The following is a 20,110-nucleotide window of genomic DNA, read 5'->3' on the forward strand; positions in this document are numbered from 1 at the left end:
CGTGAGTGCCGCCGGCTTGATGGTTGCGGTGCATCACCTTTGAGGACGTCGCTGGGGCTTGTTGGCTGGGATCGCATGGGGCTTCGGCTGAGGGACTGAGTGGGTTAGCGAGGGGAGTGGCGCTTGGAAGTGATCAAGGAATCTACGGTTTGAGACGGGGGCGGGTCGCTGCTGGGGCTTGCCGGGGGCGCGAGGTGTGGGCGCAGAGGGGATGTCCAGATCCAGACGGCGCTCAGTGCTATGCCTGCTGCGCAAATGAGGATGACCGGGCGTAGGCCTACGAATTCGGCGAGGATGCCTCCTGTCACACCACCGAGGGCCAGGACGCCCTGTACTGCGAAAGTCATGGTGGCGTTCACGCGGCCGCGGAGCTCTGGGGCGGTTTCGCGCAGGGCGATGGCGCCCATGCAGGTGGCGAAGGCTACGACGATGCCGCCTGTGACTGTTCCGGTCACTGCGAGCAGCGAGAGTTTCCACCACAGCGGGCCGGTCAGCAGGCCTACCGCGAGGATCTCGAGGGGGAAGAAGAGCACCGAGATGAGCAGGATGCGGTTCTCGCCGTAGCGCTTGGACAGGCGGGCGGTGACCCAGGCGCCCAGCAGGCCGCCGATGCCACTCAGGGCGATGAGGGCGCCTATCAGGGGCTTGGGGATGTTGAGCGTGTTCACCATGTAGAGCATGTAGATGGCCGTGTACGCCATGGCGAAGAAGTTGATCGTGACGCCTGCGCCCAGGAGAGCGCGGAGTACGGGATGGGTGACGCTGGTCCGCAGGCCTTCGACGACATCGTTCCACATGCCTCGGGAAGTCGCCGGCTCGTTCTTCTCCGGGGTGCGGATGGCGCGGAGCAAGAGGGCTGAGGTCAAGAATGACAGTGCTTCCGCCAGTACGGCCAGTGGGGCCGTAAGGAGTTGAACCAGGAGGCCGGCCAGGCTGGGGCCGCTGACTGAGGCCACCGAGTAGGAGGCGTGGAAGCCGGCCATCGCTTCGGTTCGCTGGGATGGCGCGACGACTGCCGCCACGTAGGGGAAGTTCGCTGCCTTGAAGAGCACTCCGGCTGTGCCGATCACCAGGGCCACGGTGATCAGCCATGTGACGTTGAGGAGGCCGAGGAGCCAGGCCACCGGGACTGTGGCGGCGGCTGCGCACGATACGAGTTCGCAGGCGATCATGAGCGGTCGATGTCGGGTGAGCCGGTCCGCGATGGCGCCTGACTGGAGACCGAACACGAGGGCGGGCACCGAGGCGGCCGCCGTCAGCAGCCCCATCTGGGAAGGGGAGGCTGTCAGCAGGGTTACCGCGGTCAGGGGGATGGCCAGCTTGGACACCTCCGAGCCGGTGACCGAGATCGTTCGGGCGGCCCAGAGGAGGCGGTAGTCGCGCTGTCTTCTGAGTGGGGTGGGGGCGTCTGATGGGCTGCGGTCATGGGGCGTGTGATGGTCCGAGCCGGAGCCGGAGCCGGAGCCGGAGCCGGGCCCGGGATCGGGATCGGGACCGGGACCGGGACCGGAGCTGGAGTCGTCGGCGGTGCCGTCCTGGGGTGCGTGATCGTGGGTGGGGGTTTGGTGTTGGGGGACGCGGTCGGTGCTGGGGGTGAGGGCGTGATCGGGTGCGCGGTTCTTGTGGGTGAGGTTGCGGTCAGGCATTCGATCCTCGGTCATGGTGCTGCGGGTCTTGGTGGTGGCTGGTTGATGGGGTTGGGCTGAGCGGGGTCGGCTGGAGCGCCGGGACTCCGGGTCGGGGATGTTGATCGGGGCCGCCGTCGTGCGTGGGCTGGGTCTTACGGTCGAGAGCGAGGCGGCTTGGTGGGTCCTGCGGGTGGGAGCGGGGTGGTCTGGGGTGGTTGGTGGGTGTTTTGGCTGGTGGGGGCGGAATTGAGTTATGAAGGGAATGCTTCACAACTATGAAGGTATCCCTTCATAGTTGTGAAAGCAATGCTTCAGATCTCGGGGTGGGTAATCTTGGCGACATGAGTGACGGGCTCAGTGATCCCAGGGCGATGCGGGCGCTGGCCCACCCGGCGCGCCTGATGATCCTTAATCGGCTGGGTCTCGAGGGCAGCGCCACCGCCACTGAAGTGGCGGAGATCGCGGGGATCACGCCCAGTGCCGCGAGCTATCACCTGCGCATGCTGGCCAAGTACGGGTTCGTGGAGGACGCGCCGCCGCGAGGTGATGGCAGGGAACGCCTGTGGAAGAGCGTGAACAAGCCGATCCGTGTCGGAGTCCAGCCGGGCGATCAGCCGGACGTGCGGGATGCCAAGGTGACGTTGATGCTGGCCTTTCGCCGGGAGGCGAACGAAGAGGCGGATCGCGCGCTGGCCGCCACAGAGAGGGAGTCTGACGAGTGGCGTGATGTCACCCGGTTCAGTCGGATGCGGATCAGGGTCGACCCCGAGGAGATGGCCCGGCTCAACGAGTCGATCGAGAAGCTGGTCGAGCCGTACCTCATCCTCAGTCGCGATGAGAAGGCCGCGCCGAGCGGGGCCAGGGTCTCCGAAGTGCAGGTGAACCTCTTCCCGGTCGCGCAGAGGCCGACGCCCGGGCTGCCGACCGAGGATCACGATGCGGCAGGGTGACGTGGAACTGTGGCCCGGTGTCTTCGGGGGTGAGTGGAGGGTCTGGTTGGGGTGGCCCGGTGTCTTCGGGGGTGGGCGGAGGGTCTGGTTGGGGTGGCCCGGTGTCTTCGGGGGTGGGCGGAGGGTCTGGTTGGGGTGGCCCGGTGTGCGTGGCCGTGTTCTGGTCTGTGGCCGTGGTGGCGGCCTTCTGAGTGTGAACTGCCGTGGGGAGGGCGTCCCGGAAGCTCTTGCCGTGCCCGGTCGCGACGGCGGCGCCGTATTCGCGCCATCGGGGGCGGTCGGCGACGGGATCGGTTGCTGATGGTTGAGGCGTGCCGAGTTGTGCCGGCTGTTGAAGCTGATGGGTGGCGTGTGTCAGGTGTTCATGATTGGGGGCGGTGGGGAGGGTGTGTTTAGTGCGGGATTGCCTGGATGGTCATGGTGGCGGGGGTTTCATGGCACCGGGCTGGACGTCTGATTGACGGCTGACGGTCAGGCTGGGCTGGCGTGGGAGGTAGACTTTTCGGTGGCCTGTGACCACAGGCCGACTTCGCATGCCCCACTGCGGACCGCGCCATCGGTCCGGGCCATGTGCCCGGCTGGCGGGGTTTCGGGGCATCAGGGCGGCAGACGACGCGCTGCTGCGGCACAACCGAGAACCGCGCCCTTCCGCAGGGCGCCAAGACCTGGAGGACCAGCACATGGCCCCCGTCGTCACCATGCGACAGCTGCTTGAGAGCGGCGTTCACTTCGGTCACCAGACCCGGCGCTGGAACCCGAAGATGAAGCGATTCATCTTCACCGAGCGCAACGGCATCTACATCATCGACCTGCAGAAGTCGCTCTCGTACATCGACCGTGCCTACGACTTCGTCAAGGAGACCGTGGCTCACGGCGGCACCATCCTGTTCATCGGCACCAAGAAGCAGGCTCAGGAGGCCATCTCCGAGCAGGCTGCCCGGGTCGGGATGCCGTACGTCAACCAGCGCTGGCTGGGTGGCATGCTCACCAACTTCTCCACCGTGCACAAGAGGCTCCAGCGGCTGAAGGAGCTCGAGGAGCTCGACTTCGACAACGTCGCTGGCTCGGGGCTCACCAAGAAGGAGCTCCTCATGCGCCGTCGCGAGAAGGACAAGCTCGAGCGCACGCTCGGCGGTATCCGTGACATGGGCCGTGTGCCCAGCGCGGTGTGGGTCGTCGACACCAAGAAGGAGCACATCGCGATCAGCGAGGCCAAGAAGCTTGGCATCCCTGTGGTCGCGATCCTCGACACCAACTGCGACCCCGACGAGGTCGACTACCCGATCCCGGGCAACGACGACGCCATTCGCGCCGTCGGCCTGCTGACCAGGGTCGTCGCCGACGGCGTCGCGGCCGGTCTGATGGCTCGCTCCGGTGCAGCCCGTGGTGACGAGAAGCCGGCCGCCGCCGAGCCGCTGGCCGAGTGGGAGCGTGAGCTCATCGAGCAGGGCACGGGCGAGGCTGGGGTCGAGGCGCAGGCTGAGGCCGAGGCGCCCGCCCCCGCGGCTGAGGCGTCCGCCCCTGAGGCCGAGGCCGCTCCTGTGGCTGAGGCCGCTCCTGTGGCTGAGGCCGCTCCTGAGGCTGAGGCCGCTCCTGAGGCTGAGGCCGCCGCCGAGGGCGACGCCGAGCCGCAGGCCTGACGTCAGCGCTCAGGTACCCGGGGTTCCCCAGGTACGGGCCCGTTCCGGCCGGGTGGGTGAAGAGTCCACCAGGTAGGGTGCGCGCCTCGCTCCGGTGAACGGCAGGACGAGGGATGTTCCTGGTCCTGCCGCGATCGGGCGAGGACGGGCCACCGACAAGTGAAGTGAACGGTTAAGCGAGGGGCCGCGGCCTCGCCAGGTGAGTGATCGCCAGGCGGGGACGTTGCCCAGCCAGGTAAGGGCTGAGAGCTGGGTTCGGATCGCCGGGCCAGGTTGAGGTCACGAGCCGGGCAGGCTGAGGCCACGGGCCAGGACCGAGGCACCGGTCAAGCTGAGGGCCGGGGACTGAGGGCGAGACCTGAGGGCCGCGGATCGAGGGCGAGGTCGGCGGGTGAGGCTGAGGGCGCGACATGGGCCCGAAGCTGAGGCCGTAAGCCGACGCCAGGGTCGCAGCCCCAGGCTGAGGCCGTAGATCGAAGTTCTGGGGCGTAGCTCAAGGGCTTGGGTCGTGGGCCGAGGTTTGGGTCGCGGTCTGGGGCCTGGTTGAGGTTTGGGCCGCGGGTCGGGGCTGAGGCTGTAGGTCGAGGGCTTGGGTTGTGAGCCGAGGTCTGCGGGCGAGGTCCAGGGCTGAGGTTGCGAGCCGAGCCCGGGGTTGGGCTCAGGCTTTCGGCCCGAGGCTGAGACAGGGCTCAGGTTTCGGCCCGAGGTCGAGGCGCTCAGGTTTCGATCTGAGGCTCAGGTTGCGGTCTGAGGCTGGGGCTGGGCTGAGGCTCAGGTTTCGGTTTGAGGCTGAGGTGGTGAGCTGAGGTCGGGGTTGCGATCCAGGGTTGGGTCGTAGGCCGGGCCGGTGGTGAGCCGGCCGTTCCGGGAGACCGGGGCGGGTGACCAGAGCCGAGGCTGAGGCCGGGTGGCACAGCGGGCCTGGGTGGTCAGCCGGGCCGGGGAGGGTGACTTTGCCCGAACCGGGCGCGGTTGGGTCGGCCGGGTGGCGTTGGTGCCGGCCGGTGATGGTCCAGGATGGTAAGCCAGGGCGAGGCTGGGCAGTATGCCAGGCGAGCCGGGCCCCGAACGCAAGACAGAGGCTGACGCAAGACAAAGGCTTTCGTACGGCAAGCGCCCGCCGTACGAACCAAGGGTGAGCAGGCGTGCCGTTGCTCACCTGATCCACGACGACGACGAAATCCCACAAGGAATAAGAGCAATGGCTTCCGTGAACATGGCCGATGTCAAGCGGCTTCGCGAAATCACCGCTGCCGGCATGATGGACTGCAAGAAGGCGCTCGAGGAGTCCGAGGGCGACTTCGACCGCGCGATCGAGCTCCTGCGCCTCAAGGGCGCCAAGGACGTCGGCAAGCGCGAGGCTCGTACCGCCTCCAACGGCCTGGTCGCGCTCGAGCAGGCCGGCGACTCCGCCGCCGCGCTGCTCGAGCTCAACTGCGAGACCGACTTCGTGGCCAAGGGCGAGCGCTTCCAGGAGCTGGCCTCCCAGGTCGTGGCGCACATCCTCGAGACCAAGCCCGCCGACGTGGCGTCGCTGCTCGAGTCGTCCTTCGACGGCAAGACCGTCAAGGAGCACCTCGACACCGCCAACGCCGCGCTCGGTGAGAAGATCGAGATCCGCCGCTTCGAGGTGCTCGAGGGTGGCTACATCGGCGCTTACATGCACAAGACCGACCCGGCGTTGCCGCCGACCGTAGGCGTGCTGGTCCAGCTCGACAAGCCGAACGCCGAGGTCGCCAAGGACATCGCGCAGCACGCCGCCGCGATGGCCCCGCAGTACCTCAAGCCCGCCTCCGTCCCCGCCGACGTGGTCGACAAGGAGCGCAAGCTCTTCGAGGAGATGACCCGCGAGGAGGGCAAGCCCGAGGCTGCCATCGGCAAGATCGTCGAGGGCCGCGTGAACGGCTGGTACAAGGACTTCACGCTCCTCCAGCAGGCCTTCGTCAAGGACAACAAGAAGAGCGTGGGCAAGTACGCCGAGGAGAACGGCGTCGAGATCCAGGCCTTTGTCCGCTTCAAGGTCGGTCAGGCTTAGGCTTAGGCAAGCCATCGGCCAGGCGGGCTCACCAGTCAAGGCGAGCCCGCCGGCCAAGGCAAGTGTCAAGCCGACAGCCCAGACTGACCCACCGAACGAAGGAGGCCGCCGCCGTGCAGGACCACCGGGAGCCAGCCCACGAATCCACACGGACGGCGGCTTCCTCATCTCAAAATCCGCACAGCCCGCTCAGATGGAAGCGGGTGATGCTGAAGCTGTCAGGAGAGGCGTTCGCCGGTAGCGAGCCGCTGGGCATCGATCCGGTGATCGTCGATCATCTGGCCGATTCGATCGCCGAGGCCGTCAAGGAAGGCGTGCAGGTCGCGGTCGTGGTCGGCGGCGGCAACATGTTCCGCGGCGCCACCCTGTCACAAGGAGGCATCGACCGCGCCAGAGCCGACTACATGGGCATGCTCGGCACGGTCATCAACTGCCTGGCCCTGCAGGACTTCCTCGAGCGGCGGGGCGTCGAGACGCGCGTCCAGACCGCCATCACCATGCAGCAGGTGGCCGAGCCGTTCCTGCCGCGTCGCGCGATCAGGCACCTCGAGAAGGGGCGCGTGGTCATCTTCGGCGCGGGGCTCGGCTCGCCGTACTTCTCCACCGACACCGCGGCGTCCCAGCGGGCCCTGGAGATCGGCGCGGAGGCGCTGCTCAAGGGAACGCAGGTGGACGGGATCTACGACTCCGATCCACGCAAAAATCCGGATGCGGTCAGGTTCGACCACCTTGACTACGGCGAGGTGCTGCTGCGCGACCTCGCGGTCATGGACGCCACCGCGATCAGCCTGTGCAAGGACAACGACCTGCCGATCGTGGTCTTCGACCTCATGGGCGAGGGCAACATCCTGCGAGCGGTACGCGGTGAGAAAATCGGCACGCTGGTGAGTCCCGCAGGCAAATGAGGGAGCGAGCCCGACACCGCCAGCTAGAAGACAGGGAGCCGCTGTGATCGACGAAACCCTCCTCGAAGCCGAGGAAAAAATGGACAAGGCCGTCTCGGTCGCGAAGGAGGACTTCGCGACGATCCGTACGGGCCGCGTCACCCCCTCGATGTTCAACAAGATCAACGCCGAGTACTACGGCACGCCGACGCCGATCCAGCAGCTGGCGTCGTTCCATGTGCCGGAGGCGCGCATGGTTCTCATCCAGCCTTTCGACAAGAGCTCGATGGGCGCCATCGAGAAGGCCATCCGCGACTCCGACCTCGGCGTCAACCCCACCGACGACGGCCAGGTGATCCGCGTGACGTTCCCGGAGCTCTCCGAGGAGCGGCGCAAGGAGTACATCAAGGTCGCCAGGAACAAGGGCGAGCACGCCAAGGTGTCGGTGCGCAACATCCGCCGCTCCGCCAAGGAAGTCCTGGACAAGATGATCAAGGATGGCGAGGCGGGGGAGGACGAGGTCAGGCGGGCCGAGAAGGAGCTCGACGACCTCACCCAGAAGCACGTCGCGAAGATCGACGAGCTGCTCAAGCACAAGGAAGCCGAGCTGCTCGAAGTCTGAGCGGCGCGCCGCACGGCGGATCGCGCTCAGCGGTTCACACCGACGGCGGCCTGCGTCCAGCGGTCCGTGCCTGTGACGGGCCGTTCGGCGGGCCGCCGCAGGCGGCGGGTCTTGAACGGCCTGCGCCTGTGACGGGCCGTTCGGCGGGCCGCCGCAGGTAGCGGGTCTTGAACGGCCCTCGCCCCGAGTGGCGAGGGCCGTGGCTCTTGGAGAAACTCTGTGGAAGAACGTACGGCCGGCAGCAGCTCGAGCGGCGACAGCCGTACCGGAAGGAACCTGCCGGCCGCGATAGCGGTCGGCGTGGTGCTGGGCGCGCTGGTCATCGGCTCGCTCTACACGATCAAGGAGCTGTTCCTCCCGGTGGTCGTGGGGGCCGTGGGCGTCGGCGTGCTGGAGCTGACCAAGGCCTTCGCCACCCGCGACATCAAGGTGCCCGCCGTGCCGGTGCTCGCGGGCCTGGTGGCGATGCACGCGGGCGCGTACTGGGGCGGGCCGACGTGGCTGCTGGCCACGTTCGCGGTGTTCGCGCTGGTGCTGCTGGTCTGGCGCATGTTCAGCGCGGGGACCGACGGTTACGTACGGGACGCGTCGGCCTCGATGTTCACGCTGTTCTATCCCGCGATGCTCGCGGCGTTCGTGCCCATCCTGCTGCGGCTCCCCGACGGCGACCACCGGGTGCTGATCTTCATCGCGGTGACCGTGGCCAGCGACATCGGCGGCTACTTCGCGGGCGTGCTGTTCGGCCGGCACAAGCTGACGGTGATCAGCCCGAAGAAGACCTGGGAGGGGCTCGCCGGGTCGGTGATCGCGTGCACGGTCGTCGGGGCGTGGCTGGTGGTCTGGCTGATGCACGGCGCCATCTGGCAGGGCGCGCTGATCGGCGCGCTGGCGGCGCTGCTGGCCACCGTGGGCGACCTGATCGAGTCGATGATCAAGCGGGATCTCGGCATCAAGGACCTGGGCACGATCCTGCCCGGCCACGGCGGCCTGATGGACCGGCTCGACTCGCTGGTGACGACGCTGGTGCCGGTCTGGCTGCTGATGACGCTGTTCTTCTAGTCACTGCTGCTGCGCCTCCATCGTCTCGACGGTGACCGGCGAGAGCCAGAGCCACCGTACGGCCTCACCCCCGAACGCGAATCCCGACATGTCTGGCATGTGGGGTGCGTTGGCCAGCATCAGGACACCCGAATACCGCGGTCCCAACGGGAACGTCGAAGCCTCGTGATACCACTTCGCCGTGTGCCCGTGGCCGAGCCACGTGACAGAGTGCCACGGATACTGCGACAGCCACACCAGGAGCAGCGCCGCGTCGCGCGGGTCCTCGCGGGTGGCCACGGCCAGCTCGATCCTGGCGTACGCGCCCGGTTTGTCGATCCACTGCTCGACCGTGGGCATGCGCTGGCAGCTCATCCCCACCGTGGACAGCACGGTGTAGGCGCGGCTCTCGTGCGGTGGCCGTTCGGTGATCCCGACCGTCGGCAGCCGCTCGCCGCTGGCGTCCCAGTAGCGTCCCGCGGGGCCGAGCGCCCGGTCCAGGTGGCCCATCACGAACTGCTGGAACGACGGCCACGACCCCTCGCTGTGCCGCCAGCCCCAGTAGGACCTGGCATTGGAGATCCGGGGCCGCAACCCTTCGAGCGCCTCCGACAGGGCCCACGCGAACGGCGACTCGCCCACCGCGTCGCGGGCGTAGCCGGGCATGCCCCTGCTCATGTCGGCCCAGCCGGGGATGACCGCCAGCAGTTCCTCGTCCTCGTACAGGGCGACGCCGTCGCCCTCCTCGAACCACAGCGCGGTCAGCTGCCCGAGCGGCCTGCGGCCGTCCGGATGGACGGTGTTGGCCCTGGGCATCAGCGGCGGCAGGCCGGCGTTGAGCCGGGCCAGGTCGACCAGGGCCGGGGCGGGGCGATGGTTGGCCAGCCAGACGGCGCCGTACACCGCGCCGTCCGGCGAGCACAGGTAAGCTACCGAGGAGTCCTCGTCACGCTCGACCACGAGCGTCCGGCTGCCGTACGGGTTACCGACGGCGAGAACGACCTCGGCGCCACCCTCGCCAGATGCCGACCGAAAAATGGCCATACGAGATGACTGTAGATCCGGGGTATCCATGACGCGAGGAATGCCACCTCCGATCCGAACGTTCATTACCCTGATTGACAGCCACTCAAAGCAAAGGCAGGAACGTGTCCCAGCCCCCAGGCCAGCTCACCTTCGTCGCGCCCCGGCGGGCCAAGCCCGCACGGCACCTGGCGGACCTGTCGATGGCCGACCGGCGGGCCGCGGTCACCGAGCTGGGGGAGAAGGCGTTCCGTGCCGACCAGCTCTCGCGCCACTACTTCGAGCGCCTCACCACCGACGTCGGCGCGATGACCGACCTGCCGGCGGCCTCCCGCGAGAAGCTCGCCGCGCTCCTGCCGGACCTGCTGACCTCGGTCAAGGAGCTGACCACCGACGGGGGCACCACGCGTAAGACGCTGTGGCGGCTGTTCGACGGGGCGCTGGTCGAGTCGGTGCTCATGCGCTATCCCGACCGGGTCACGATGTGCGTGTCCTCGCAGGCCGGCTGCGGCATGAACTGCCCCTTCTGCGCCACCGGCCAGGCCGGTCTCACCCGCAACATGTCCACCGCCGAGATCGTCGAGCAGGTCGTCGCCGGTGCCCGTGCGCTGGCGGCCGGCCAGGTGCCCGGCGGGCCCGGCCGGGTGAACAACGTCGTGTTCATGGGCATGGGCGAGCCGCTGGCCAACTACAAGCAGGTCATCGGGGCGGTGCGGCGGCTGGTGGAGCCCGCGCCGCACGGGCTGGGCATCTCGGCCCGGGGCGTCACCGTCTCCACCGTCGGGCTGGTGCCCGCCATCGGCAAGCTCGCCGACGAGGGGCTGCCCGTCACGCTGGCGCTGTCGCTGCACGCGCCCGACGACGAGCTGCGCGACACGCTGGTGCCGATCAACACGCGGTGGAAGGTGGCCGAGGTCCTCGACGCGGCGTGGGCGTACGCGGCGAAGACGAAGCGGCGGGTCTCGATCGAGTACGCGCTGATCAAGGACATCAACGACCACGAGTGGCGGGCAGACCTGCTGGGCAAGCTGGTCCGGGGCAAGCTGGTGCACGTCAACCTGATCCCGCTCAACCCGACGCCCGGGTCGAAGTGGACGGCTTCCCGGCCCGAGGACGAGCGGGCGTTCGTGCGGCGGCTGGAGTTCCACGGCGTGCCGGTGACGGTACGCGACACGCGCGGCCGCGAGATCGACGGCGCCTGCGGCCAGCTCGCGGCGGCCGAATAACCTGCCGCAGCGCGCCTTCCAGGGAAACCGGTCAGTGAGGGGCGATCGAGCGGGTGACGAAGCCCTCGATCAGGTCGGTGATCATGGCGGCGCCCCGGCCGTTCAGGTGGACGGTGTCCGTGGTGAGCTGGAGGCCGCGGCTCCTGGAGATGGCGTCCAGGCTGCGGCCGAGCATGAAGTGCTGCATCGCGGCCGTCTGCGCCAGCCGGCCCTCCGCCTGGTAGTGAGTGCCGGGAGCCCGGCCCCGCTCCTCCAGGTACGCGGTCATCCGCTCGTTGAGCGGCAGGTACGCGACGCCCTCGGCCGCCGCGACCCGCCGGACGATCTCGCTGTACTCGGCGGCCCGCAGCACCGGCACCGAGCCGAGGTCCTCGCCGATGACGGGCAGGGAGAGCAGCGCCACGCGGGCCATCGTCTCGTCCTGGAGGCGCCGGGCGATGGTGGTCAGGTTGGCGGCGTAGCCCTCCGCGGTGGGGTCCGCGGAGAGCTTCCAGCGTTTGCGCAGCGTCTTGGCGAGTTTCCCGCTGAGCGTGGAGTTCGCGTCGTTCGTGCCGATCAGTACGGTCACCACGTCGGGGTCCTGGCTGACGACGTCGCCGAGCCGCTTGACCGTCTCCGACGACGGCTCGTAATTGACTCCGGCGTTGATCACGGTCGCCTCGGGCAGTCGCGAGCGCAGCATGGCCACGTAGTCGGCGCTCACCTGCGCGCGGGTGATGCTGTCACCCAGACAGATCATTTTCATCGTGTCTCCTCTAGGGTGAGTGAGTGTTCACTAACCTACCCTACGGCGGAGCCACACGTACGCCCCGAGGCCGATCAGACACCAGACCAGGGAGATGGCGGCGAGTTCGGGGAACTGGTCGAGGAGGTGACCCGAGTTCGCCGCCTTCATCCAGGCGATGAGCGGGACGCCGAGCCAGTGCACGGGCGAGATGCTGAGCAGCAGCATCGCCAGGAACCCGAGCAGCAGCACCATGATCGAGACGGCGGGGGAGCGGATGACCGCGCGGCTGGTGAGAGCGCCGAGCGCGGTGCCGGTCAGCGCGGCCAGGCCGTACAGGGCGAGACCGGCGGCCAGCACGCCGGGCGAGGGCGCCTGGCTCACGCCGAGCAGGAGCGCCGCGCCCATGCTGAGCGCCGCGAACGCCACACACGTCCCGAACGCCGCCGCCAGCCCCGCCGCCACCTCCCTGCCCCAGCCGCCCGCCTGGACCGCGGACAGCTCGCGTTGCTGGTCGGGCTCGGTGTCGAGGAGGCTCCTGGCCGCCCAGGCCAGGATGGGGATGATCAGTACGGCGCCGTCCGTGAAGACCGAGGCCTCCGCGCCGCGCGGCGCCCGGCTGCCGTGGAGGATCGCCAGCATGGCCAGGGCCAGGAGGAGCGCCTGGAACACGCGGTGCGAACGGACGTAGGCGGCCAGCCGGAACGCGGCCAGGGCGATCATCCGGACTCCTCGATCTCGCGGGCCTGGTAACCCTCGCCGCGCATCCTGGCGAGGAAGTCGTGGAGTTCGGGCGCGGGCACCGTGACGGCCACGACCGCCTCCCCGTCATCCAGAGGTCCGGGGGCCGTCGTGCCCTCCTTGAGACGGCCGTCCACCAGCGACCAATGGCGCATCGCGGGCAGGGATCGCAGGCCGCCCTGGTGGTCGCTGACGATGACGATGCCGCCGCGCCCCGCCACCTCGCCGGCGATCGAAGGCAGCGTCTCGCGGGTGTCCGCGTCGAGACCGGCGAACGGCTCGTCCAGGATCAGCAGCCCCGGCTCGGACATCAGCGCCTGGACCAGCCCGACCTTGTGCGCGCTGCCCTTGGACAGCTCGCCCAGGGCGACGGTGAGGAGGTGGCCCATGTTCAGGCGCTCGGCCCACGGCTCCCAGCGGGCGCCCCCGCGTACCCGGGACATGTGGCGCAGATAGGCCGTCACGGTGAACGGCTGGGCGGTGGGGAAGCGGTCGGGGGCGAAGCCGACCACCGCGGGACGGCCGGCGACCGAGCCGGTCGTGGGCCGGGTGAGGCCCGCCAGGAGGCGGAGCAGCGTCGACTTGCCTGCTCCGTTCACGCCGGTCAGCTCGATCACGTCGCCGGGGGCGAGCTGGGCGTCGGCGTCTTCGATGACGAAAGAATCACGTCTTCGGTAGCGGAAAGAGACCTTGGACAGACGCATGGTCCTGTAACGCTATATGTCGGGTCGCTTCGTCATGATAAAGAGCCTCACAATGGAGGCACCCCAGCACGTTCTCAAGAGGAGTGGGCTTGAATCGCTTTCCACGCGTCATGGGTATGCGTTCAGGCTATGACCCCGCCGAAGTCGACGCCCTGATCGGGCGGATCGAGTCGACCCTGGGCAGGGGCATGCACACTTTGGAGCCCGTCACCGCGGACGACGTGCGGCGGGCCACCTTCCGCGCCAAGCGAGGCGGCTATGTCGAGACCGCGGTCGACTTCGCCCTGGAGGCGTTCGTGGTGGCGCTGGAGACCCAGGCCATGCGGCCGGTACGGCTGGCCCTGGCCGAGCCGACCGGCGAGATGCTGCGCGAGGAGTGGTTCGAGACCCAGGCGACCCGCGTCGAACGGGTGGCCTTCCGCCCGGCTCGCATGGGCACCGGCTACAACGAGGACGAGATCGACGCCTTCCTGGACCGCATCGTGGCCACCCTGCGCGGGACGACCGACTTCCCGGTGACGGCCAAGGAGGTGCGGGAGGCGAGGTTCTCGACGGTGCTGTTCCGGTCCGGCTACCTCATCGCGGACGTTGACTCCTTCCTGGCCGGCATCGCGGACGTGCTGGAACAGCGCCGCTAGGCGTTCTCGACCACGGAGAGCAGCCCGCCGAGGTCGGGCAGGTGCCGCTGGATGATCTTCTCGTCGGCGGGTGCCTCGCCCTGGCGGTTGATCCACACGCGCGGGATGCCGAGACGGTGCGCGGGGACCATGTCGTGGAAGTAGCTCTGCGCCACATGAACCCATCTGTCCGGCTCGTACGAGCGCCTGAACGTCTCGAAGTGCGCGTCGGCCGGCTTGTACGCGCCCACGTCCTCCGACGTCAGCACCGCGTCGAACGGCACGGGCAGCCGCCGCCGCGTCTCGGCGATGAGGTCGCGGTCGCAGTTGGTGAGCAGCGCCAGTCGCCAGCCCGCGCCGCGCAGCTTCGACAGCTCGGCGCCCACCTCGGGGAACACCGGCCAGTACGCGAGCGTCGTGGCCAGCACCGAGGCGTCGTCCTCGTTGAGCTCCACCTTCTCGTCGGCGCAGGCCCTGCGGAGCGCCTTGGCCAGCACGTGGCGGTAGCGGAGCGTCGGGGACTCGGCCTGCACGGCGTGCTCGTGCCGGTTGTACGCCTCCAGCAGCCGCGCGCCCTGGCCCGGCGCGATCAGCTCGGCGCTGGTGCGGATGCCGTGCCGCCAGTCGACAAGTGTTCCGAAGCAGTCGAACGTTACCCATCGCATAACTCTCATAATGAGGGCCATGTCGATATCCGTGCGTCCCATTCAGCCGCAAGATCTCGCGAACGTGACCCGGGTGCTGACCGAGAGCTGGGGTGGCTCGACCGTGGTGGCCCTGGGCCGCGGGGAACTGGTCGACGCCGCCGCCCAGCCGGGCTTCATCGCCGAGATCGCCGGCGAGCCGGCCGGGATCATCACCTATGCCCGGCGGGGTGACTCCGTGGAGATCATCACGATCGACGCCGTGATCCCGGGCAAGGGAGTGGGGGTGGCGCTGCTGGACGCGGTACGCGCCGTCGCGGCCGAGAGCGGCGCGGCCCGGCTCTGGCTGATCACGACCAACGACAACACGCACGCTCTGCGGTTCTACCAGCGGTACGGCTTCGACCTGATCGCCCTGCACCGCAACGGCGTGGACCGCGCGCGGGAGCTCAAGCCGGGCATCCCCGCCGAGGCCGACGGCATCCCGATCCGGCACGAGCTGGAGCTGGAGTTCCTCCTTTGACACCCTGAGGCGCTGTTGCGGGCCGGGCGCTTCACATGGTCGCGGGGGCCGCCGGAGGAGCCGGTGGCGGAGCGAGAGTGACCGGGCCGGCCTCGGCCCGGGGTCTCCGCAGCAGGGCCACGATCACCGCGGTCACCGGGGCGGCCAGGAACGCGCCGATGACGCCCCAGATCAGGCTGCCCACCGCGATCGCCACCAGGATGACCGCGCCGGGCAGTTCGAGAGCCTTGCCGTAGATCTGCGGCGCCAGCACGTGCCCCTCGATCTGCTGCACCGCCACGGTCACCCCGACCACGATCAGCGCCACCAGCCAGCCCTTGGCCACGAGCGCCACCACCGCGGCCAGCAGCCCCGCCACGAACGCCCCCACCACCGGCAGGAACGCCCCCACGAACGTCAGCACCGCCAGCGGCAGCGCGATGGGCACTTTCAGGATCCACAGCGCCATGCCGATGAAGAACCCGTCCACCGCGCCCACGATCGCGACCCCGCGGATGTAGCGGCCGATCACGGAGAAGATCAGGTGGCCGGTCTCGGTGACGCGCTGCCTGGCGGGAGCGGGCGTGAGGCCCACGCACCAGCGGAAGAGCCGGTCGCCGCCGTGCACGAAGTACACCGACAGGACGAACGCCACCGCCGCCCCCACCACGATCTCGCCCGCCGTCCTGACCCCGGCCAGCGCGCCCGTGGTGATCTGGCGGCCCTGGGCGGACAGGTACTCCTTGGCCTGCTCGGCGAGCTCACGCGGGTCGATCCCGAACCTGGAGGTCAGGTCGTACAGGTTGTCGAGCACCTTGCCGACGCTGACCCGCAACTGCGAGACGCTCTCGACGGTGGGCGGCACCAGCAGCGCGATCAGCCCACCGGCCAGCACGAGCCCGCCGACGAAGACGATCGCGGTGGCCAGGGCGCGGTTCAGCCCGCGCGACCTGAGCCAGCGGGTCGGGGGCAGCAGCAGCGCCGTGATGAACAGGCCGACGACGATCGAGATGGCCACGGTGCCGACGTGGTTGAGGCAGAAGCCGGCCACCGCGATCAGCGCGATCCAACCGAGCAGCCGCCACGGCCCCATCCCATGCCCCCTATCGTGCCTGGTCAGAGGCCTTCCCCTGGGCGGTGGCGGGCAACCCTGGTCAGGCGGGCGGCGTCAGGTGGAGGCGCTGGGAGCGCTTGTTCTCCTCGTACGTCTCCCGCGCCGCGCCGACCGTGCTGCCGACCTCCGCGACCGGCACGTCCCACCACGCCTCCGAGGAGGGGGCGTCGTCCACCATCGGGTCGGTGCGTACGTAGATCACCGTGGTCCCGGTCACCGAACGGGCCTCCTCCAGCGCCTTGCGCAGGTCGGCGACCGACTCCGGGCGCAGCACCGTGGCACCGAGGCTGGCAGCGTTGGCGGCCAGGTCGACGGGCAGCGGCCCGCCGTCGCGATGCCGGTACGACGTGCCGAGCCGCTCCGCGCCCACGCTCTCCGACAGGCGGCCGATGGAGGCGAAGCCGGAGTTGTCCACCAGGACGACCACCAGCTTGATCCCCTCGGAGATCGCGGTGATCAGCTCCTGGGCCATCATCAGGTACGAGCCATCGCCCACCAGGACGAACACCTCGCGCTCCGGCACCGCCATCTTGACGCCCAGGCCGCCGGCGATCTCGTAGCCCATGCAGGAGTAGCCGTACTCGACGTGGTAGTTGCCGGGCCCGCTCGGCCGCCAGAGCTTGTGCAGGTCGCCGGGCATCGAGCCGGCCGCGCACACCACCACGCCGTCCTCGGCCGCCGCCGCGTTGACCGCGCCGATCACCGCGGACTGCGGCAGCGGCGAGCCCTCCAGCGAGTACGCCCGGTCCACCGCCGCGTCCCACTCCCCGGTCAGCCCGGCGGCCCGGGAGCGGTAGTCGTCGGGCGTGCCCCTCCAGCCCGCGAACGCCTCGACCAGGTCCGCCAGCCCTTCCCTGGCGTCGGCGACCAGTTGCAGGCCCGACAGCTTGGCGGCGTCGAAGGCGGTGATGTTGAGGTTCAGGAAACGGGCGTCGGGGGCGAAGATCGTCCGGGAGGCGGTGGTGAAGTCGCTGTAGCGGGTGCCCACGCCGATGATCAGGTCGGCCTCGCGGGCCAGCGTGTTGGCCGCCGTGGTGCCGGTGGAGCCGATCGCGCCCATGGCGAGCGGGTGCCCGTAGGGGAGCGCGCCCTTGCCGGCCTGCGTCTCGGCCACGGGGATGCCGTAGGTCTCGGCGAAGATCCGCAGCTGCTCCGTGGCCTCGCTGTAGATCGTCCCGCCGCCCGCGACGATCAGCGGTCGCGCGGCCGACCTGACCAGCTGGGCCGCGCGGTACACGGCGGCCGATTCCGGGCGCGGCCTGGGGACGTGCCAGACGCGGCGCGCGAACAGCTCGTCCGGCCAGTCGTGGGCCTCCGCCTGCACGTCCTGGGGCAGCGCCAGCGTGACCGCGCCGGTCTCGGCCGGGTCGGTGAGCACGCGCATGGCGGCCAGCAGCGCCGACGGGAGCTGCTCCGGGCGGTTGATCCGGTCCCAGTAGCGGGAGACCGGCTTGAAGCAGTCGTTGACCGAGATGTCGTAGGAGCGCTGGTCCTCCAGCTCCTGCAGCACCGGGCCCGCCACGCGGGTGGAGAAGATGTCGCCGGGCAGCAGCAGCACGGGCAGCCGGTTGATCGTCGCGCCCGCCGCGCCCGTGATCATGTTGGTCGCGCCGGGGCCGATGGAGGTGGTGCAGGCCAGGGTGGCCAGGCGGTTGCTGGCCCGGGCGTAGGCGGCGGCCGTGTGGACCATGGCCTGCTCGTTGCGGCTCAGGTGGTAGGGGAGGTCCTCGGTGGAGGTGGCCAGCGCCTGACCGAGCCCGGCGACGTTGCCGTGTCCGAAGATGCCCGAGCAGCCGCCGAAGAACCTGCGCTCCACGCCGTCGCGCTCGCTCCACTGCCGGGCCAGGAAACGGACGACGGCCTGGCCGACGGTCAACCGCATCATGAGGTCCTCCCGAACGGCGGTCTTGGGTCTGCGGGCTGGGTTTCCCAGGAGGAGCGGATCCAGGCGTGGCGGGGATCGTCGCAGGTCATGCGCGGTCCTTCCGTACCAGTGCTGCGGCGTTGTCCACCGCGGTCGCGACGTCGTCGTCCGGCGGGTAGAGCAGGGCGCGGCCCACGACGAGGCCGCGGACCCCGGGCAGGCTCAGGGCGCGGTCCCAGTCGGCGTAGGCGGCATCGATGTCCGGCGGGTCGCCCCCGAGCAGCAGCGCGGGCAGCGTGGTGGCGGCCATCACGCGCTCCATCTCCGCCACCGCCGGGATCTTGAGCCAGGTGTAGGCGGAGGTGGTGCCGAGCGCCTGGGCGACGCTGATCGCGCGGATCACGGCCTCGGGCGACAGGTCGTTGCGGAGCACCCCTGACTCGGAGCGCCGCGCCCAGAACGGCTCCACCATGGCCGGCAGGCGGTGGCGGGCCAGGTCGGTGACGGCCCGGGCGCAGGACTCCAGGGTGGACACCGTGGCGGGGTCGGCGGGGTCGATGCGGAGGAGCATCTTGCCGCCGTCCAGGCGCATCGCGTCGATCGTGGCCGCGTCGAAGCCGGTGAAGCGGTCGTCCACCTCGAAGACCGAGCCCAGCAGGCCGCCCCGGTTCATGGAGCCGAAGGCCAGCTTGCCCTCCAGGGCGCCGAGCAGCAGCAGGTCCTCCATGACGTCGGGGGAGGCCAGGATGCCGTCCACGCCGGGTCGGGAGAGCGCCACCTGGAGGCGGTCGAGCAGGTCGGCGCGGCTGGCCATGGCCAGCGGCCGCTCGCGCACGGCCAGGGCGCCACGGGCCGCGTGGTCGGCGGCGATGATCATCAGCCGCTCGCCCGCGCCGGGCAGGCCGCGCCGCTGCCGCCGGGCCGCGGCCTCGGCGATCTCCTCGGGACGGGTGGCCCGGATCTGGGTGAGCCGCTCGTAGCCGGAAGTCCTGGGCAGGGTGAGGTCGCTCAAGAGCTTGCTCCGTTCAGCAGGGGCAGGGCGAGGGCGCTCAAGAGCCCGCTCCGTTCAGCAGATCTTCCACCTCGGCGGTGGACGGCATGGCGTCGGCGCAGGCCAGCCGGGCGGCCACGAACGCGCCCGCCGCGTTGGCGAAGCGCACCGTCCGCTCCAGCGGCCAGCCGCGCAGCAGCCCGAGGCAGACCGCCCCGCCGAACGCGTCGCCCGCTCCGATGCCGTTGACCACCTTCACCTCCACCGGCTCTGCCACCACGCTCTCCTCAGAGGTACGCGCGAGAACCCCTTCAGGGCCCATTTTCACGATCGCGACCTTCATCCCCGCGTCCAGGAGCGCCTGCGCGGCGGCCTCCGGGTCGCGCACGCCGACCGCGTTCTCGACCTCGTCCAGGTTGCCGACCGCGACGTTCGCGTACGGGAGCGTGCGTCGCACGGCCTCCTGGGCCGCCTCCCGCGACGTCCAGAGCGACGGCCGCCAGTCGAGGTCGAACACGGTCCAGCCCGACGGGCGCGCCGACAGGGCGGCGGCGTGGGCGGCGGCGCTCGGCTCCTGGCTCAGCCCGGTCAGCGAGAACCAGAACAGGCTCGTCTCCGCGATGGCGGCCAGGTCGAGATGGGAAGGGGAGATCCGCAGGTCGGGTGGATGCTCGCCACGGTAGAAGTAGATGGGGAAGTGGTCGGGCGGGAAGATCTCGCAGAACGTCACGGGGGTGGGCGGGCCCTCGATGGTGCGTACGAAGGCGTCGTCCACGCCGAACCCGCGGATCGCCCCGCGGACGAACTCGCCGAAGGGGTCGGCCCCCACCCCGGTGATCACGGCGGAGCGCAGCCCGTGACGTGCCGCGGCGACGGCGACGTTGGTCGGGCTGCCGCCGAGGAACTTGCCGAAGGACTCGACGTCGGCCAGGCCGACGCCGGTCTGCAGCGGGTAGACGTCGACGCCGGAGCGCCCGAACGTGATCAGGTCGTACAAAGCACCTCCAGGACGGAGCTTACCTTCGACACCATGGCATATTGTCATGACATTCGGATGTCCGCTATGTAACCTAATGTCCCTCGACTCAAACCCTCGCGACTCACATCGCGTCATGTCGGACGGTTAGCTCCCGCCCTGGTGAGCAAAAACACAGCATGAGGGC

Annotated in this window: 19 protein-coding genes; 9 read left to right on the forward strand and 10 right to left on the reverse strand. The window is 69.6% G+C overall.

Going from position 1 to position 20,110, the window contains the following annotated elements; all coding sequences use genetic code 11:
- Positions 1-104 precede the first annotated feature (104 nt).
- The gene (locus tag ACIBQ1_RS51745; RefSeq protein ID WP_397289632.1) at positions 105-1,661 is read right to left on the reverse strand and encodes an MFS transporter; all 1,557 of its coding nucleotides are present in this window, start codon (positions 1,659-1,661) and stop codon (positions 105-107) included.
- Between the two features lie 308 nt (positions 1,662-1,969).
- Here ACIBQ1_RS51745 and ACIBQ1_RS51750 point away from each other — a divergent pair, with 308 nt between their 5' ends.
- The 6 genes from ACIBQ1_RS51750 to ACIBQ1_RS51775 all read left to right on the forward strand — a co-directional run bounded on the left by ACIBQ1_RS51750 (position 1,970) and on the right by ACIBQ1_RS51775 (position 8,818).
- Complete coding sequence (locus tag ACIBQ1_RS51750) at positions 1,970-2,578, forward strand: ArsR/SmtB family transcription factor (RefSeq protein ID WP_397289634.1); 609 nt, start codon at positions 1,970-1,972, stop codon at positions 2,576-2,578.
- A gap of 680 nt (positions 2,579-3,258) precedes the next feature.
- Positions 3,259-4,218, forward strand: coding sequence for a 30S ribosomal protein S2 (gene rpsB, locus ACIBQ1_RS51755; protein ID WP_397289636.1), 960 nt, complete (start codon positions 3,259-3,261; stop codon positions 4,216-4,218).
- A 1,201-nt stretch (positions 4,219-5,419) separates the two neighbouring features.
- Positions 5,420-6,253, forward strand: coding sequence for a translation elongation factor Ts (gene tsf, locus ACIBQ1_RS51760; protein WP_397289638.1), 834 nt, complete (start codon positions 5,420-5,422; stop codon positions 6,251-6,253).
- Positions 6,254-6,459: 206 nt separating this feature from the next.
- The gene (gene pyrH, locus ACIBQ1_RS51765; RefSeq protein ID WP_219912434.1) at positions 6,460-7,158 is read left to right on the forward strand and encodes a UMP kinase; all 699 of its coding nucleotides are present in this window, start codon (positions 6,460-6,462) and stop codon (positions 7,156-7,158) included.
- 43 nt (positions 7,159-7,201) lie between these two features.
- A complete protein-coding gene (gene frr, locus ACIBQ1_RS51770) occupies positions 7,202-7,759 on the forward strand; it encodes a ribosome recycling factor (RefSeq protein WP_192790776.1) in 558 nt (185 codons plus the stop codon).
- A 219-nt stretch (positions 7,760-7,978) separates the two neighbouring features.
- Complete coding sequence (locus tag ACIBQ1_RS51775) at positions 7,979-8,818, forward strand: phosphatidate cytidylyltransferase (protein WP_397289641.1); 840 nt, start codon at positions 7,979-7,981, stop codon at positions 8,816-8,818.
- Here ACIBQ1_RS51775 and ACIBQ1_RS51780 read toward each other — a convergent pair whose 3' ends face one another.
- The gene (locus ACIBQ1_RS51780) at positions 8,819-9,841 is read right to left on the reverse strand and encodes a suppressor of fused domain protein (protein ID WP_397289643.1); all 1,023 of its coding nucleotides are present in this window, start codon (positions 9,839-9,841) and stop codon (positions 8,819-8,821) included.
- A 104-nt stretch (positions 9,842-9,945) separates the two neighbouring features.
- On the opposite strand from ACIBQ1_RS51780, the gene rlmN reads away from it, so the two are divergent.
- Complete coding sequence (gene rlmN, locus ACIBQ1_RS51785) at positions 9,946-11,046, forward strand: 23S rRNA (adenine(2503)-C(2))-methyltransferase RlmN (protein WP_397289645.1); 1,101 nt, start codon at positions 9,946-9,948, stop codon at positions 11,044-11,046.
- A 31-nt stretch (positions 11,047-11,077) separates the two neighbouring features.
- Here the strand turns inward: rlmN and ACIBQ1_RS51790 are convergent, their stop codons facing one another.
- Genes ACIBQ1_RS51790 through ACIBQ1_RS51800 form a run of 3 tightly spaced genes read right to left on the reverse strand, consistent with a single transcriptional unit; the run spans position 11,078 to position 13,215 of the window.
- Positions 11,078-11,791: an SGNH/GDSL hydrolase family protein gene (locus ACIBQ1_RS51790; protein WP_397289647.1), complete on the reverse strand. Its 714-nt coding sequence runs from the start codon at positions 11,789-11,791 to the stop codon at positions 11,078-11,080.
- Positions 11,792-11,821: 30 nt separating this feature from the next.
- Complete coding sequence (locus ACIBQ1_RS51795; protein WP_397289649.1) at positions 11,822-12,493, reverse strand: hypothetical protein; 672 nt, start codon at positions 12,491-12,493, stop codon at positions 11,822-11,824.
- Positions 12,490-13,215 carry an ATP-binding cassette domain-containing protein gene (locus ACIBQ1_RS51800; protein ID WP_397289651.1) on the reverse strand — a complete coding sequence of 242 codons (726 nt, stop codon included), beginning with the start codon at positions 13,213-13,215 and terminating at the stop codon, positions 12,490-12,492. Before ACIBQ1_RS51800 ends, ACIBQ1_RS51795 begins: the two co-directional genes overlap by 4 nt.
- An 83-nt stretch (positions 13,216-13,298) precedes the next feature.
- Between ACIBQ1_RS51800 and ACIBQ1_RS51805 the strand changes: the two genes are divergently transcribed.
- Positions 13,299-13,853 carry a DivIVA domain-containing protein gene (locus tag ACIBQ1_RS51805; protein WP_397289653.1) on the forward strand — a complete coding sequence of 185 codons (555 nt, stop codon included), beginning with the start codon at positions 13,299-13,301 and terminating at the stop codon, positions 13,851-13,853.
- Here the strand turns inward: ACIBQ1_RS51805 and ACIBQ1_RS51810 are convergent.
- Positions 13,850-14,497, reverse strand: coding sequence for an HAD-IA family hydrolase (locus ACIBQ1_RS51810; RefSeq protein ID WP_397289655.1), 648 nt, complete (start codon positions 14,495-14,497; stop codon positions 13,850-13,852). The two genes, ACIBQ1_RS51805 and ACIBQ1_RS51810, sit on opposite strands and share 4 nt — an antisense overlap.
- 19 nt (positions 14,498-14,516) lie before the next feature.
- Between ACIBQ1_RS51810 and ACIBQ1_RS51815 the strand changes: the two genes are divergently transcribed.
- Positions 14,517-14,999, forward strand: coding sequence for a GNAT family N-acetyltransferase (locus ACIBQ1_RS51815; protein ID WP_397289656.1), 483 nt, complete (start codon positions 14,517-14,519; stop codon positions 14,997-14,999).
- A 31-nt stretch (positions 15,000-15,030) separates the two neighbouring features.
- Here ACIBQ1_RS51815 and ACIBQ1_RS51820 read toward each other — a convergent pair whose 3' ends face one another.
- From ACIBQ1_RS51820 to iolC, 4 genes are all read right to left on the reverse strand, one after another.
- A complete protein-coding gene (locus tag ACIBQ1_RS51820; RefSeq protein ID WP_397289659.1) occupies positions 15,031-16,071 on the reverse strand; it encodes an AI-2E family transporter in 1,041 nt (346 codons plus the stop codon).
- Between the two features lie 61 nt (positions 16,072-16,132).
- The gene (iolD, locus tag ACIBQ1_RS51825; RefSeq protein WP_397289788.1) at positions 16,133-17,974 is read right to left on the reverse strand and encodes a 3D-(3,5/4)-trihydroxycyclohexane-1,2-dione acylhydrolase (decyclizing); all 1,842 of its coding nucleotides are present in this window, start codon (positions 17,972-17,974) and stop codon (positions 16,133-16,135) included.
- A gap of 88 nt (positions 17,975-18,062) precedes the next feature.
- Entirely contained in the window at positions 18,063-18,968 is a 906-nt protein-coding gene (locus ACIBQ1_RS51830; RefSeq protein WP_397289661.1) for a deoxyribose-phosphate aldolase, read from the reverse strand.
- 37 nt (positions 18,969-19,005) lie between these two features.
- The gene (gene iolC, locus ACIBQ1_RS51835; protein ID WP_397289663.1) at positions 19,006-19,944 is read right to left on the reverse strand and encodes a 5-dehydro-2-deoxygluconokinase; all 939 of its coding nucleotides are present in this window, start codon (positions 19,942-19,944) and stop codon (positions 19,006-19,008) included.
- Positions 19,945-20,110: the final 166 nt, after the last annotated feature.

This window comes from Nonomuraea sp. NPDC050153, from assembly GCF_044460125.1.
Lineage (GTDB): Bacteria > Actinomycetota > Actinomycetes > Streptosporangiales > Streptosporangiaceae > Nonomuraea.

Bases quoted from the DNA above. Each gene is read 5' to 3' on its own strand.
- ACIBQ1_RS51745 (WP_397289632.1), bottom strand. From the start codon at position 1,661: ATGACCGAGGATCGAATGCCTGACCGCAACCTCACCCACAAGAACCGC.
- ACIBQ1_RS51750 (WP_397289634.1), top strand. From the start codon at position 1,970: ATGAGTGACGGGCTCAGTGATCCCAGGGCGATGCGGGCGCTGGCCCAC.
- rpsB (WP_397289636.1), top strand. From the start codon at position 3,259: ATGGCCCCCGTCGTCACCATGCGACAGCTGCTTGAGAGCGGCGTTCAC.
- tsf (WP_397289638.1), top strand. From the start codon at position 5,420: ATGGCTTCCGTGAACATGGCCGATGTCAAGCGGCTTCGCGAAATCACC.
- pyrH (WP_219912434.1), top strand. From the start codon at position 6,460: ATGCTGAAGCTGTCAGGAGAGGCGTTCGCCGGTAGCGAGCCGCTGGGC.
- ACIBQ1_RS51780 (WP_397289643.1), bottom strand. From the start codon at position 9,841: ATGGCCATTTTTCGGTCGGCATCTGGCGAGGGTGGCGCCGAGGTCGTT.
- ACIBQ1_RS51790 (WP_397289647.1), bottom strand. From the start codon at position 11,791: ATGAAAATGATCTGTCTGGGTGACAGCATCACCCGCGCGCAGGTGAGC.
- ACIBQ1_RS51795 (WP_397289649.1), bottom strand. From the start codon at position 12,493: ATGATCGCCCTGGCCGCGTTCCGGCTGGCCGCCTACGTCCGTTCGCAC.
- ACIBQ1_RS51800 (WP_397289651.1), bottom strand. From the start codon at position 13,215: ATGCGTCTGTCCAAGGTCTCTTTCCGCTACCGAAGACGTGATTCTTTC.
- ACIBQ1_RS51810 (WP_397289655.1), bottom strand. From the start codon at position 14,497: ATGCGATGGGTAACGTTCGACTGCTTCGGAACACTTGTCGACTGGCGG.
- ACIBQ1_RS51815 (WP_397289656.1), top strand. From the start codon at position 14,517: ATGTCGATATCCGTGCGTCCCATTCAGCCGCAAGATCTCGCGAACGTG.
- ACIBQ1_RS51820 (WP_397289659.1), bottom strand. From the start codon at position 16,071: ATGGGGCCGTGGCGGCTGCTCGGTTGGATCGCGCTGATCGCGGTGGCC.
- iolD (WP_397289788.1), bottom strand. From the start codon at position 17,974: ATGCGGTTGACCGTCGGCCAGGCCGTCGTCCGTTTCCTGGCCCGGCAG.